The organism is Delftia sp. PE138 (genome assembly GCF_018320755.1).
GTDB lineage: Bacteria > Pseudomonadota > Gammaproteobacteria > Burkholderiales > Burkholderiaceae_C > Comamonas > Comamonas tsuruhatensis.
On the sequence record NZ_JABEPN010000001.1, the window covers coordinates 1,027,428 to 1,040,965 of the forward strand.

Here is a 13,538-nt window from a genome sequence, read left to right on the forward strand (position 1 = left end):
TCAGCCTTGCAGCTGAGCGATGCGCGCCTGGGCCGGCCCGCAGTCGCCGATGCGCTGCATCACCCAGTCCGCATCATGGTAGGTGGGCAGGTAGCGCTCGCCCGCATCGCACAGCAGCGAAAGAATGGAGCCCTGCTCGCCGCGCTGGCGCATCTCGCTGGCCAGCCTGAGCATGGCCACGTAGTTGGTGCCGGTGGACGGCCCCACGCGCCGGCCCAGCAGTGCGGACAGGCTGCGCATGGCGGCCAGGGAATCGCAGTCCGCCACTTCCTCCATGCGGTCCACCAGCGTGCGCACGAAGCTGGGCTCCACGCGCGGGCGGCCTATGCCCTCGATGCGCGAGCCCGGCGCGGTGAGGGTGGCATCGCCCGTGCGGTGGTAGGCGGCGAACACCGAGCCCTCGGGGTCGGCCACGCAGATGCCCGTGGCATGGCGCTGGAAACGCACGTAGCGGCCGATGGTGGCACTGGTGCCGCCCGTGCCCGCGCCCACCACGATCCAGCGCGGCACGGCATGGCGCTCGCGCCGCATCTGGGTGAACATGCTCTCCGCAATATTGTTGTTGCCACGCCAGTCGGTGGCGCGCTCGGCATAGGTGAACTGGTCCATGTAGTGGCCGCCGGCCTGCGCGGCCACGGCGCGTGCCTCGTCATAGACCTGGGCGGCGCTGTCCACCAGATGGCAGCGGCCGCCGTAGAACTCGATCAGTGCAATCTTCTCCACCGAGGTGCTGCGCGGCATCACGGCCACGAAGGGCAGGCCCAGCAGGCGCGCGAAATAGGCCTCGCTCACGGCCGTGGAGCCGCTCGATGCCTCGACGATGGTCGATCCCTCGTGCACCCAGCCATTGCACAGCGCATAGAGAAACAGCGAGCGCGCCAGCCGGTGCTTGAGGCTGCCCGTGGGATGGGTGGATTCGTCCTTGAGGTAGAGATCGATCCCCAGGCCGGCAAAGCCGGGCAGGGGCAGCGGTATCAGGTGCGTGTCGGCACTGCGCTGGTAGTCGGCCTCGATGCGGTTGATGGCTTCATGCAGCCAGGGGGAAGTGGTGTGCGGCATGGCGGCCATTGTCGCAGGCCGCCCGGCCCAGGCGGCTACAGGCCATAGAAGGGGCGATTGGCCTCGATGCGTGCCTGCTCGCTGGCAGGGTAGCGGCGTTCGGCCAGCAACTGCTGCAGCGCGGCGCGGCCCAGGTCGCGCAGCGGGGTGTAGAAGGCGCTGACGGCCAGCTCGTCCAGTGCGCGCCAGGCATAGACCTGGGCGTCGATGAACAGGATGTCCTCGGCCGGGCGCGGCAGCGCGGCGGCCTGGTGCGCATAGAGGCAGGCCAGGGCGAACTCGGACCGCTCGCGGTGGTAGCGCGCCAGCTCGCACAGGGGCTCGGCCCGCTGCGGTCGCGCGGCATAGGCGGTGAGATAGGCCTCGCGCACGGCGGCCGGCTCGGCGCCCGAGCGCTCCAGCAGCACGCCGATCTGGAACAGCGCAAACCACTGCTCCTCGGCCCAGCCGCCCATGGCGGCGCGCTGCCGGTACCACTGCAGGCTGGACTCGATCTGGCCTGCGTCGCGGTGGCTTTGCGCCAGATAGAACACGTTGCGCGTGTTGCCGGGCTGCTCGCGCACGGCCTTTTCGAGCACGGCGATGTCGCGCAGGTAGGTCTGCGGGTCCCGCGCCCGCGCGCCGTCGTGCGAGACATCGATGTACGGCCCCGCCAGCATCTGCCAGGCCTGGTGCGCCGGGGCGGTCAGGTACTCGTGCAGCACGCCTTCCCAGCGCCAGTCCACGCGCGTGGCGATCAGCGCATTGCGCTGGTATTCGGTACCCGCCATGTGGCAGGACAGCATGCAGCCGTCCGCCTCCAGCGCCGGCCATGCAAAGCCTTCGGGCACGCGCAGCTGCTCGTCGGCATCAATGAACAGCAGGTAGTCACCGTGCGGCCGCGCCAGCTCCAGCGCCTCGTTGCGGTTGTGGGCGAAGTCCACCCAGGGCCGCTCGTGCAGGCTGCCGGGTATGCCCTCCATGCACTGGCGCACCAGGTCCTGCGTGCCATCGCTGGAGCCCGTGTCCACGATCACCCAATGGTCCACCCACGGCTTGACCGAGGCCAGGCAACGCGCGATCACCGGGGCCTCGTTCTTGACGATCATGTTCAGGCAGATATGGACGCGGCGCGCAGGTCGCATAGCGAGCTCACTGGCAGGAGGCCACCACGATCAAACCGGTAACCGCCGTATTGAAGGCCTGGGTGCCAACCAACTGCACAGTCATGGTGTCGCCTGGCGCGTACGTGGCGGGGCCGGACACATCACATGTGGGGTTGGCATTGGAAAGCGTACAGATCGGCACGCCCGACACATTGGAGAAGTTCTCGTTCACGCCTCGACGCAGCTGCAGCGTCAGGCTCAACGCCCTGTTCTCTGTCAGCATGGCGCGCAATGAAGCATTGGTGCATGAGGTGTGTACCATGCGCTGCGCATCGGTCTCGAATGTGTTACCGCCGCCGTTGGCAAACAAATAAATTGTGCCGTTGCCAGCGCTGTTGCCGCGGGCAGGAGTTGTATACGTCTGGAAAAACCCACCCGAGCCTGCAGGCCCCGGGACTCCTGCAGGGCCTGTGGGGCCTTGAAGTCCAGCTCCTGTGGCACCCGTCACGCCCTGGATGCCCTGGATTCCCTGAATGCCTTGCGCGCCCTGGGGCCCTGTGGGACCTGTGTCACCCTGGGCCCCTGTCACGCCCGTAGCCCCTGTCATGCCGGTCGGGCCCGTCGGGCCGGTTGCACCCGTGGCCCCTGTAGGTCCGGTGGGTCCGGTCGCGCCAGTGGCACCCGTCGAACCCGTGGCACCTGGGGTGCCCGCACCGGTGGCCCCAGTTGGACCTGTGACTCCCGTTGCGCCTGACGGACCAGCCACCCCTGTGGCGCCTGTCGCGCCTACAGGACCTGTTGCCCCTGTGGCGCCAGCCGCCCCTGTGGCTCCCGTAGCGCCAGTTGCCCCGCCGCCCACACCCGGCGCGCAATGCACCAATTGCCCCGTGGCGCCGTCAACGCACAGCAGCTGGTTGCCAGTGGCTGCATCGGCAGGCAGGGCTGGTACCAGCACCTCCCCTGTGTTCTGTACCCGCAAGCGTTCGGCCCCCGCAGAATTCTTGATCACGAAATTGCCACCGGCCGGCATAGTGATGCTCACGTCGGCGGCATGGGCTGCCGGGCTGAAGATTCCCGCGCTGATGCACAGCGACCAGAGAAGGCGGGGAGGGATGGGGAAGTTGCGACGGTCCATGGTTCAGATGCTGCTTGGATGAATACGCGCGGAAAGCCGGCACCCGCGTGGCGGGCGCCAGGATGGAAGAAGAATGGGCCGGCCCAGGGGCCGGATGCCGGGGCGCCCGGCCTGCTCAGAGGCGTGTTGCGCGGCGCTGGCGGTGCAGGGCCATGCCGCCGAGCAGCAGGCTCATCAGCATCAGCCCGTAGGTGCTGAGCGTGGGGATGCTGGCTGGAGCCGTCACCACAGTCGCTCCGATCTGCACGTTGCCAGGCACCACGCTGCCGCTGCTGTTGACCAGGGTCGCCGACGGCCCCATGGTCACCACGGCGGTGCCAGGGCCGGAAGAGGTCAGCACCACCGGCTTGCCGGGAGAGCCCAGCGTGAGCGTGCCCAGCACGGTGAGGTTGGTACCTGCGGGAAGAACGATGGTCGGGGGTGTCGGGCCGGTGCTGATCAGTGTCAGATCCTTCACGACGATATTGCCGCTGAGTGTCAGGGTCGTTCCGGGTGCACAGGTGTCTGAAAGCACAACGCTGCTGGTGCCGAGATTCAGTGCCGCCGCGCTCGTCAGGTCGCCGCCGATGTTGAGCTGGCCGCCCGTGCCGGTCACCGTGGAGCCCGCGTCAAAGGCAAAGGACCCCGAATCGAAGGTGCCCGTGCCCAGGGCCAGTTCCCCGCCCATCGAAACGGGGACGCAAAACGAATTGAACGAACCGCCAGCCAGATCGATGCTGGAGCCTGGAGGAAAGACAATCTGCCCCCAGGCCGAGCCGCACATTGCCGCGCCCAGGGCCAGCGACGCAGCCCAACGTTTTCCGAAACCTGCCATGAGTCCGATCTCCCGCGTACAGACGGCAATGCGCCTGTCTGATTTTTGTAGAGGCAGGCACCCCCCGTGGATAGGGCGCAGCACTGCCGAAGTCGGGCGAATGATCAGATAGAAAATGATTCTCTTGTAAGAAAAATTAACAATTGATTATGCGTTTTCATTTTTTGCAGGCTATCTGTTTGCGCGGAGGGATGGGGTTTACCAATCCTCCTTGACCGCCAGCACCGCCTCGCGCCCTGCAGCCGCACGCCCGGCCAGCCAGGCCGTCAGCGTGCCTGCTGCGATCACGCTGGCAGCCAGCGCCAAAAGGCGGGACCACGGCAGGGACAGCTCCATGGTCCAGTGAAAGCTTTGCGGATTCACCACGTGCACCAGGATCGCGGCCACGCCCAGGCCCAGCAGGCTGCCGGCGATGGCGCCCGCCGTGGTCCAGGCCATGCCTTCGCCGGCCACCACGGCCAGGATGTCGCGCCGCGTCAGGCCCAGGTGGGCGAGCAGGCCGAATTCCTTGCGCCGTGCCAGCACCTGGGCGCTGAAGCTGGCCGCGATGCCGAACAGGCCGATGCCGATGGCCACGGCCTGCAGCCAGTAGGTCACGGCAAAGCTGCGGTCGAAGATGCGCATGGAGCGCTCGCGCAGCGCGCCGCTGCTGGCGAACTCCAGTGCTTGCGCGGCGCCCGGCCCGGTCATCAGCGACTGGATACGCGCCTGCAGCTGCTGCTCCGTGGCCGTGTCGTCGCCGTCCGGCCAGATGGCGATTTCGGTGGGGCCTGCCGTGGTGGCGCTGCCGTCGGCAAGCCGTTGGTAGTCATCCCAGTCCATGGCGATGGCGCCGAACTGGCGCACATAGTCGCGCCAGATGCCGGCCACAAACACGCGGGAATCTTCCGACGGCAGGGCCTGGGCCAGCAGCGGCCACTCCTGGCCCGGCCGCACGCCATAGAGTTGGGCCACGGCTTCACTGACATAGACGGGCGTGCTGCCAGCGGGCGCTTGCACGGGGCCTTGTATCCACGGCAACTGCTGGCCCTGGGGGCCATGCAGCGGGCGCAGCAGCAGGCTGACGGCGGGGCGATCCGGGCTGAGCCACAGGCTGGTGCTGCGCATGGGCTGGGCGCGCTGTACGCCAGGCAGGGCGGCAATGCGCGCGGCCAGATCGGCGGGCAGGGGCGCGGCATCGGCACGGCCTGCGCTGCCGGCCGTGCGCAGGTACAGCGGGGCGGGCAGCACGGCATCCAGCCAGGCGATCATGCTGTCCCTGAAGCTGGCCACCATCACGGTCAGCGCCACGGCCAGGCTCAGGCTGGCCACCACGCCGCCCACGGCCACCGTGGTGCTGCGGCGCATGCGCCGTGCGCGTTCCACGGGCAGCAGGGCCAGCGGCTGGCGCAGCAGCGATTGCGGCACCAGGCGCAACAGCTGGCCCAACAGCCAGGGCAGGGCGGCCATGCCGCCCAGAAGCAGCAGGGCCACGGCGGCATAGGCGGCCAGGGGAATGCCGGCCACGGGCGGCACAAAGGCCAGGGCCACGCTGGCTGCCATCAGCAGCAGGGCCGGCAGGCCGCGCGCCGCGCGTTCGGAGCCCGCGCCCTGGCCCTTGAGCGTGGCCGCAGGCGGCAACTCCATCGCCTGGCGCGCCGGCCACCAGCCGCCAGCCACGGTGGCGGCCACGCCCAGCAGGCCAAAGGTCAGCGCGGCGCTGGCGCTCCACTGCAGCGCGGGCTGCACGCCGGCAAAGTAGCCGCCGCCCAGGTCACCGCCCAGCAGGTGCAGGGCCAGCCAGGCCAGTCCCGCGCCCAGGGCAATGCCGGCCGCGCTGCCCACCATGCCCAGCAGCAGCGATTCCAGCAGCACCAGGCCCAGGCGCTGGCGCGGTGTCAATCCCAGCACGGCCAGCAGGGCGAACTGCGGCGCGCGCTGGGCCACGCTGAGCGCCAGCACCGAGAACACCAGGAACGCCCCCGTGAACAGCGCCACCAGGGCCAGCACCGTGAGGTTGACGCGGTAGGCGCGCGACATCTCGGCTATGCGCTGCTGGTCGTCGCCGGGGCGGCTGGCCAGGGCCTGGGCGGGCCAGTCGGGCAGGCGGCGCAGTTCGGCCAGCAGGGACTCGCGCGTGGCGCCTTCGGCCAGCAGCACATCGATGCGGTCCACCTGGCCCCAGCGCTGCAGGCTGTCCTGCAGCGCACCGATGTCCATCACGGCCAGCGGCGGGCCGGATGCGGCCACCGTGCCCGCGATGCGCAGGGTCTGCGCGCGCCCGCCCAGTTGCCATGGCAGGGGCGTGTGCCGCGCCTGCTCCGGCGTCAGGCCCAGGGCTTCGAGTGCCGTTGCATTGAGGAAGACCGCATCGGGCGCGAACAGGTCCAGCCGCCCGCCGCCATCGAACAGCCGGGGCATGAGCGCAGGCGCCACGGGCGCCAGCCGCAGCGCATCGCCGCCCAGCACGCGCAACTGCACCGGCGTGGCGGTGCCGGCCAGGGCCGTGGCTTCGATCCAGGGTGCGGCCAGGCTGACCTGGGGCTGCTGCGCAACACGGCCATACAGCGATTCGGGCAAGCCGCCCTGCATGGCACGCAGCTCCAGGTCCGGCTGGCCGCTGACCGTGCGCACGGCGCGCGAGAACTCATCGAGCGCGGACTGGTTGATCACGTGCACGGCAAAGCCCAGGGCCACGCCCAGCATGATGGCCACCAGGGCGGTGGCCGTGCGCCAGGGATGCTGGCGCAGCTCCTGCCAGGAAAAGGTGCGAAGCAGGGCGAGCATGGGCGGATGGTCTCTGGCGCTAGGCGGGCTGCATGCCCTGTGCGGTCAGGCGCAGCAGGCGGTCGGCACGGCGCGCGGCCTCGATGGAGTGCGTGACCAGCACCAGGGCGGCCTGGTGCTCGCGGGTCTGCTGCAGCAGCAGCTCCATGACCTGTGCGGCCGTGCCGGGGTCCAGGTTGCCCGTGGGCTCGTCGGCCAGCAGCAGGGCCGGGCCGTGGACCAGGGCACGCGCAATCGCCACGCGCTGCAGCTGGCCGCCGCTGAGCTGCCAGGGCAGGCGCTGCTCCAGCCCCTGCAGCCCGACGGCCTGCAGCAGTTGCTGAACGCGCTGGCGGCCCGCCGCATCCAGCCGCTGCAGCAGCATCAGCGGCAGGGCCACGTTGTGCCAGACATCCAGGTGCGGCAGCACATGGAAGGCCTGGAACACGAAGCCGACATGGCTGCGCCGCCACAGCGCACGGCCGGTTTCATCCACGGCCGACAGGTCCTGGCCTTCGTGCAGCACGCGGCCCTGCTGCCACTCATCAAGCCCGGCCAGGCAGTTGAGAAAGGTGGACTTGCCCACGCCCGAGTCACCCACGATGGCCACGAACTCGCCGCGCGCCACGCTGCAGTCCACGTTCTCGAAGACGGCGGTTTCCGTGCCGCCGTCGTTGCGGTAGCGCCGCGCCAGGCCCTGGACCTGAAGCAGCGGCGGCTGAGTCAGTGGCGTGTTGTCCCGGGGCGCGTCAGTCATGAAGGCGGTTTCCTGTTCAGCCGTTGCGGGCCTGGGTTGCTGCGGCCACCACGGCCATCGCTGCCTGCAGCAGTTGCGACTGGGCATCGGGCGCATCGCAGGCAATGGCATGGCGGGCGGGCATGCTGCGCAGCCAGGTGATCTGGCGCTTGGCCAGCTGGCGCGTGGCGGCAATGCCGCGCTCGCGCAGCGAGTCCATGGGGTACAGGCCGTCCAGCGATTCCCAGGCCTGGCGGTAGCCCACGCAGCGGATGGAGGGCAGGTCCAGGTGCAGGTCGCCGCGCGCGCGCAGTTGCTGCACTTCGTCGATGAAACCGGCGTCCAGCATGGCGTCGAAGCGCTGGGCGATGCGCGCATGCAGCCAGGCGCGGTCCTGCGGCTCCAGCGAGAAGAAGCCGCCGGGGCTGACCAGTCCCTGTTCGGCATTCTTGCCACTGCGCGTATGAAAGCTGGACAGCGGCTTGCCCGACACCTGCCAGACCTCCAGCGCGCGCTGTATGCGCTGGCTGTCGGCCGGCGCCAGGCGTGCGGCCGTGGCGGGATCGACCTGGGCCAGCAGCGCATGCATGGCGGGCCAGCCGATCTCGGTGGCCTGGGCGTCCAGCCGCTCGCGCACGGCGGGGTCGGCGGCCGGCATGTCGTCAATGCCATCCTGCAGGGCCTTGAAATACAGCATGGTGCCGCCCACCAGCAGCGGCATGGCGCCGCGCGCGTGGATCTCGGCCACCAGGCGCTGCGTGTCCTGCACGAATTCGGCCGCGCTGTAGGCCTGTAGCGGGTCGCGGATATCGATCAGGTGATGGGGGCAGGCAGCCAGTTCTTCGGGCGTGGGCTTGGCCGTGCCGATGTCCATGCCGCGATAGACCAGGGCCGAGTCCACGCTGATGATTTCTGCGGCCTGGCCGCGTTCGGCCAGCAGCCTGGCCAGGGCCAGGGCGGCAGCGGTCTTGCCGGAAGCGGTGGGGCCGGCGATGGCCAGGCAGGGGAGCGTGGAAGCGGTGGACATTCAAAAAACGCAAACGCAGGAAATGAAAATCAGCGGTGGCCATCGACCCCGCCGTGGCGGCGCACCAGCCCCCAGGCGACCAGGGCCGTGCACACGCCCCAGAACCAGATGCCGAAGGCCATGGGCCGGGTGGACTGGCCGTCCAGGTGCAGGCCCAGCCAGTGTCCCATGGCAAAGGCGATGAGCATCATGGTGAAGCCGTTCAGCGCCGAGGCCGTGCCCGCCGACTGCGGAAAGGGCGCGATGGCATTGCTCTGGCCGCAGGGCATGTGCACGCCATGGGCGATCTGGAAGATATAGAAGGGCAGGGCATAGGCCCAGAGGCTGCGCGCATCGGCCAGCGCCGCAATGCCGATGGCCGTGGCCGACAGCAGGCTGGCCAGCCCGGCAATCTGCACGGCGCGCCGCACATCCATGCGCTGCAGCAGCCAGCGGCACAGGAAGGTGCCCGCGATGTAGCACAGCGCATTGCTGCCCATCAGCAGGCCGTAGCCCGTGCGGCTCACGCCCAGCACATGGATATAGGTGAAGGAAGATGCGGCCAGGTTGGTGAACAGGGCCGCATAGGTGCAGCAGGTCAGCAACTGATAGGACTGGAATCCCGGGTGGCGCACGATGGTGATCCAGTTGCGCGCCAGGGCCAGCGGCTGCAGCGCCGTGGGATTGGTGCGGGCCAGTGTCTCCGTGAAGCGCAGGGCCACCAGCAGGAGGGCCAGCGCACCCATCACCGCCTGGGCCAGCATGGTGGCGCGCCAGCCCAGCGAATCCACCAGCAGGCTGCCGCTGACGGGGCTCAGGAAGGCGATCACGCCCAGCCCGGTCAGCGCCTTGGACATGACCTGGGCACCCAGGTGCGGCGCGAACAGGTCGCGCACCATGGCGCGCGCACACATCACGCCGGCGCCCAGCGATGCCCCCTGCAGCGCGCGCCAGGCAATCAGCGATTCCATGGTCTCGGCGCTGGCGCTGCCCAGCGCGGCCAGCACATAGATGGACATGCCGGCCAGCAGGATGGGCCGGCGCCCGAAGCGGTCGGACAGCGGCCCCCAGGCCAGCTGCGAGCAGCCGAAGGCCAGCAGGAAGGCCGTCAGCGTGAGCTGCACCTGGGACACCTGGGTGGAGAAGGCCGCCTGTATCGAGGGCAGGGCGGGCAGGTACAGGTCGGTGGCCAGCGGCTGCAGTCCCAGCAGCAGGCCGAGCAGGACGACGACCAGGACGGGGGACATGGCCGGCTGCGCTTGCGCGACGGCGGGAGACAGGGGCGCTGACATAGGCGCCCGAGGGTAGCAGAGAACCCGGGGTGCCGCTGTCCATGCCTTGGCGGCGCATATCCATCTGCGGATTGCGCAGTTGGGAACCGGCCCGCCCCTGCCTACATTGCATTGCAGAGCAACCCGACCCCAACCGAGCAATCAACGCAACTGCAAACAAAGGACCGTGATGGCAACGCCGACCGCTTTCTCCACCATCCCCGCCACCCTGCGCCAGGGTGCCTGCACCGTGCTGTACGTCGCGGCCCTGATCGGCGGCACGGCCCATGCCAATGCGCCCGTTCCCGAAGGTCCGCTGGTCAGCACCGAATGGCTGGCGGCCAACCTCAATCGCGCCGACGTGCGCATCGTCGAAGTCAGCGTCAACCCCGGCCTGTACGAGCGCTCCCATGTGCCGGGCGCGGTCAATTTCTCGTGGCACAACGATCTCAACGACAAGGTGCGCCGCGACATCGTGGGCAAGGAGCAGTTCGAGAAACTGCTGTCGCAGGCCGGCGTGAAGGACGGCACCACGGTCGTGCTGTACGGCGATACCAACAACTGGTTCGCGGCCTGGGGGGCCTGGGTCTTCGACATCTATGGCGTGCAGAACGTCAAGCTGCTGGACGGCGGCCGCAAGAAGTGGGAGGCCGAAAACCGCCCCCTCAACAACCGCGCTCCGGAATATGCGGCCACCACCTACCGCGTGGGCAAGGTCAACACCGCGCTGCGCGCGCGCCTGACCGATGCGCTGGCCTCGGCCGAAGGTCGCAGCGACGCCAGGCTCGTCGACATCCGCTCGGCCGACGAATACCAGGGCAAGGTCTTCGCCCCGGCCGGCGTGCCGGAGCTGGCCATCCGCGCCGGCCACATCCCCGGCGCCGTCAACGTGCCTTGGGGCCAGGCAGTGCGCGAGGACGGCAGCTTCAAGTCCGCCGAAGAACTCAAGAAGCTCTATGCGGGCGTGGGCATCGACGGCAGCAAGCCCGTCATCACTTACTGCCGCATCGGCGAGCGCTCCAGCCACACCTGGTTTGCGCTGTCCAAGATCCTCGGCTACCAGGTGCGCAACTACGACGGTTCGTGGACCGAATACGGCAACTCCGTGGGCGTGCCCATCAACAACCCGGCCGGCACGGTCTGGGCCGCGAAATGATCCCACCGTCGATCAACCTGTCTTGAAGGCGGGGGCCGGGCGAGGGGTGTCGGTGCTCTTGGTTTGACGGATCAGGGGTGGTGACGAGTGGCTTTGGCAAAAGCTCGGCTCCTTTGGGGTCCGCAGACTGCGGGCCCCTTTTTTTATGCGTGGATGGCAACAAAGGGGGCAGGAATGACAAGCGTGACCGGTGAGCACACGCAGAACGTGAATGGCAGGCACAGGGCAAGGGACTGGACCAGATGGCTGCCCCTGGCCGCCGTGCTGGCCGCAGCCTGGCCTGTGGCGGCGCAGCTGCAGCTGCAAGGCGGCGGGCGCACCCTGGTCTTTGCGCTGGCGCTGGGCCTGCTGCTGGGGCTGGTGCTGCAGCGCTCGCGCTTTTGCTTTTACTGCCATGCGCGCGACTGGTTCGAGTTCGGCGATCCGCGCGGCGTGCTCTCCATCCTGCTGGCGCTGGCCGTGGGCTCGGCGGGCATGACCGTGGTGCTGGGCAGCTGGGTGGCCGTGCCCCAGCCCGGCCAGCTGCCGCCCGACATGCACATAGGCCCCGTGAGCTGGGTGCTGGTCCTTGCGGGCCTGGCCTTTGGCGCGGGCATGTCGGTCTCGGGCTCGTGCATCAGCGCCCACTGGTATCGGCTGGGCGAGGGCTCGCCCGTGGCGCCCTTTGCCCTGGTCGGCACGGGCCTGGGCTTCGTGCTGGGGTTTCGCAGCTGGAACCCGCTGTACAGCCTGGCCATTGCCGATGCGCCCGTCATCTGGCTGCCGGCCCATCTGGGCTATGGCGGCGCGCTGGCGCTGCAACTGGCCGTGCTGGGCCTGCTGGCGGCCTGGGTCTGGCGCATTCATGGGCGCTCGGGCCGCGCACGGCCCCGGCCTGCGGCAGAACCGGCGCAGCCACCGGGCCTGTGCCAGCTGTGGCTGTCACTGTGGCAAGACCGCTGGAACGCCGCGCTGGGCGGCCTGGCCGTGGGCCTGATCGCGGCCGCCGCCATCGTGCGCATGAGGCCGCTGGGCGTGACCACCACGCTGGGCAGCACCGTGCGTGGCTGGGCCCAGGCAGGCGGCTGGGTGCCCGAGCGCCTGCACGGCCTGGACACCCTGGGCGGATGCGCCACGGCCGTGCTCAACAGCCTGCTCACGCCCCATGCCGTGCTGCTGCTGGGCCTGGTGGCCGGCGCCTGGGGCGCCGCCGTGGCCAGCCGCCAGTGGACGCCGCGCCGCCCCACCTGGCGCGATGCGGCTCGCGGCCTGGCCGGTGGCGCCTTGCTGGGCTGGGGCGCCATGACGGGGCTGGGCTGCACCATCGGCACGCTGCTGTCGGGCAGCATGGCGGGCGCGCTGTCGGGCTGGGTCTTTGGCGCGGCCGTGTTCACGGCGCTGTGGCTGGGATTTGCGTTGCGGCGCTGGCTGCACGAGCGTGCGGGAGCGCAGGGGCTTTGACCTGCAGCAGGAGATGATGGCCGAGTGACAGGCGAGCGCGGCACCTGAAACAGGCTTTCTGGCCATTGCTTGTCCTAGGCTTTTTTCTGCCAGTTTTCAGAGGAGACCGCTGCCAATTGCGGGCAGCTCAGTCCTGGAAATCTCTGAAAAATAGGATTTACGTGCCCAATTCATTGCTCCTATTATTTTCCTTTCAGAAGGAAGGGAGCGCCTTTCACAGGCGAAGGAGCCAATGACATTCAGGATAGACATCCATGCGCCATTGAGCCGCGCAGGGCGTTTCCACGAGTTGAATGGGGCAGTGGAGCGGCCACCGGCCATCCGCTCGGATACATGAGCTGCGGGCAACTGGTTCCCGCCTTCATTGCCCTCAATCGCCTGAAGCGGTCCAGGGACCTGTGCAAGGCTGTCGTGCTTGTTGGCTTCAACAAGGTATGCGGCACCCGGGACTTCGACAACGAACTGGACCGCAGGGCGCTGTGCGAGCTGTTTTGCTGCTGCATGACCGGCGGCCTGGGCCAGCGCTGCGTGGCCGGCGTGGTCATGCAGGCCGATGGGTTTGAAGGCTACCGGGGCTACTACAAGCAGGAAGTGCCTTACCTGAACAGAGCACCTGTCATGTCGCGCAACGAGCCCGTGCGCCCCACGCGCAGCCGGCCTGCGGGCTCGCGCATTCCGGATGTGGTCGTGGTGAAGAACGCGCGCCTTCCGCCTGTGCTGGACAACGTGCAGCGGGTCTATGAGATGAAGTTTCCGGGGGATGGCTTTTCTTCAGAATTTGGGCCCGATGGCATGAATCAGTTCCAGGCATATCAAGAAATTTTTGGAGAGAAATTTCTTAAGAAGGCTTTAGACGCCGGAAGCTGTGCTTGCGACAGCGATGGAAGAAACGTGAACGAAAGTGTGTTGAACCAAGCAACGCTATGGCAGGCCAACAGGGAAAAGGCCATCTCTTTGGCGGAGCGGGTGAATGCGGATACGGCATCAGCGGTCGGGGCTGCGGCCGGTGCATCCGCACTGGGGAGGGCACTGCGAGGTGTTGGTGCGGTAGGGAGCGCACTGGCGAGAGTTCTCGGGTTGTCCTTTTGAGG

Annotated in this window: 11 protein-coding genes; 3 read left to right on the forward strand and 8 right to left on the reverse strand. The window is 68.6% G+C overall.

Annotation, left to right across the window (positions count from 1 at the left end):
• The 8 genes from HFGMBDPB_RS04655 to HFGMBDPB_RS04695 form a co-directional block, all read right to left on the reverse strand.
• The gene (locus HFGMBDPB_RS04655) at nucleotides 1-1,068 is read right to left on the reverse strand and encodes a PLP-dependent cysteine synthase family protein (protein WP_016447693.1); all 1,068 of its coding nucleotides are present in this window, start codon (nucleotides 1,066-1,068) and stop codon (nucleotides 1-3) included.
• Between the two features lie 26 nt (nucleotides 1,069-1,094).
• Complete coding sequence (locus HFGMBDPB_RS04660) at nucleotides 1,095-2,183, reverse strand: tetratricopeptide repeat-containing glycosyltransferase (protein ID WP_212644991.1); 1,089 nt, start codon at nucleotides 2,181-2,183, stop codon at nucleotides 1,095-1,097.
• 7 nt (nucleotides 2,184-2,190) lie between these two features.
• Nucleotides 2,191-2,514 carry a hypothetical protein gene (locus tag HFGMBDPB_RS04665; RefSeq protein ID WP_082254695.1) on the reverse strand — a complete coding sequence of 108 codons (324 nt, stop codon included), beginning with the start codon at nucleotides 2,512-2,514 and terminating at the stop codon, nucleotides 2,191-2,193.
• A gap of 880 nt (nucleotides 2,515-3,394) precedes the next feature.
• Entirely contained in the window at nucleotides 3,395-4,093 is a 699-nt protein-coding gene (locus HFGMBDPB_RS04675) for an IPTL-CTERM sorting domain-containing protein (RefSeq protein ID WP_047217360.1), read from the reverse strand.
• 198 nt (nucleotides 4,094-4,291) lie between these two features.
• A complete protein-coding gene (locus HFGMBDPB_RS04680) occupies nucleotides 4,292-6,859 on the reverse strand; it encodes an FtsX-like permease family protein (RefSeq protein ID WP_212644992.1) in 2,568 nt (855 codons plus the stop codon).
• A 19-nt stretch (nucleotides 6,860-6,878) separates the two neighbouring features.
• Nucleotides 6,879-7,595, reverse strand: coding sequence for an ABC transporter ATP-binding protein (locus HFGMBDPB_RS04685; RefSeq protein WP_212644993.1), 717 nt, complete (start codon nucleotides 7,593-7,595; stop codon nucleotides 6,879-6,881).
• 16 nt (nucleotides 7,596-7,611) lie between these two features.
• Nucleotides 7,612-8,601 (reverse strand): tRNA (adenosine(37)-N6)-dimethylallyltransferase MiaA, encoded by a 990-nt coding sequence (gene miaA / locus HFGMBDPB_RS04690; RefSeq protein ID WP_212644994.1) that lies wholly within the window; start codon nucleotides 8,599-8,601, stop codon nucleotides 7,612-7,614.
• 29 nt (nucleotides 8,602-8,630) lie between these two features.
• Entirely contained in the window at nucleotides 8,631-9,827 is a 1,197-nt protein-coding gene (locus HFGMBDPB_RS04695; protein WP_212644995.1) for a multidrug effflux MFS transporter, read from the reverse strand.
• 214 nt (nucleotides 9,828-10,041) lie between these two features.
• Here HFGMBDPB_RS04695 and HFGMBDPB_RS04700 point away from each other — a divergent pair, with 214 nt between their 5' ends.
• The 3 genes from HFGMBDPB_RS04700 to HFGMBDPB_RS04710 all read left to right on the forward strand — a co-directional run bounded on the left by HFGMBDPB_RS04700 (nucleotide 10,042) and on the right by HFGMBDPB_RS04710 (nucleotide 13,536).
• Nucleotides 10,042-11,007: a sulfurtransferase gene (locus HFGMBDPB_RS04700; RefSeq protein ID WP_017407485.1), complete on the forward strand. Its 966-nt coding sequence runs from the start codon at nucleotides 10,042-10,044 to the stop codon at nucleotides 11,005-11,007.
• A gap of 174 nt (nucleotides 11,008-11,181) precedes the next feature.
• Nucleotides 11,182-12,447 carry a YeeE/YedE family protein gene (locus HFGMBDPB_RS04705; protein ID WP_212644996.1) on the forward strand — a complete coding sequence of 422 codons (1,266 nt, stop codon included), beginning with the start codon at nucleotides 11,182-11,184 and terminating at the stop codon, nucleotides 12,445-12,447.
• Nucleotides 12,448-12,780: 333 nt separating this feature from the next.
• Nucleotides 12,781-13,536, forward strand: a complete 756-nt coding sequence (locus HFGMBDPB_RS04710) for a hypothetical protein (RefSeq protein WP_061287422.1) — start codon at nucleotides 12,781-12,783, stop codon at nucleotides 13,534-13,536.
• Nucleotides 13,537-13,538 lie beyond the last annotated feature (2 nt).

Coding starts and splice junctions, on each gene's coding strand:
- HFGMBDPB_RS04655 (WP_016447693.1), bottom strand. CDS start 1,068: ATGGCCGCCATGCCGCACACCACTTCCCCCTGGCTGCATGAAGCCATC.
- HFGMBDPB_RS04660 (WP_212644991.1), bottom strand. CDS start 2,183: ATGCGACCTGCGCGCCGCGTCCATATCTGCCTGAACATGATCGTCAAG.
- HFGMBDPB_RS04675 (WP_047217360.1), bottom strand. CDS start 4,093: ATGGCAGGTTTCGGAAAACGTTGGGCTGCGTCGCTGGCCCTGGGCGCG.
- HFGMBDPB_RS04680 (WP_212644992.1), bottom strand. CDS start 6,859: ATGCTCGCCCTGCTTCGCACCTTTTCCTGGCAGGAGCTGCGCCAGCAT.
- HFGMBDPB_RS04685 (WP_212644993.1), bottom strand. CDS start 7,595: ATGACTGACGCGCCCCGGGACAACACGCCACTGACTCAGCCGCCGCTG.
- miaA (WP_212644994.1), bottom strand. CDS start 8,601: ATGTCCACCGCTTCCACGCTCCCCTGCCTGGCCATCGCCGGCCCCACC.
- HFGMBDPB_RS04695 (WP_212644995.1), bottom strand. CDS start 9,827: ATGTCCCCCGTCCTGGTCGTCGTCCTGCTCGGCCTGCTGCTGGGACTG.
- HFGMBDPB_RS04700 (WP_017407485.1), top strand. CDS start 10,042: ATGGCAACGCCGACCGCTTTCTCCACCATCCCCGCCACCCTGCGCCAG.
- HFGMBDPB_RS04705 (WP_212644996.1), top strand. CDS start 11,182: ATGACAAGCGTGACCGGTGAGCACACGCAGAACGTGAATGGCAGGCAC.
- HFGMBDPB_RS04710 (WP_061287422.1), top strand. CDS start 12,781: ATGAGCTGCGGGCAACTGGTTCCCGCCTTCATTGCCCTCAATCGCCTG.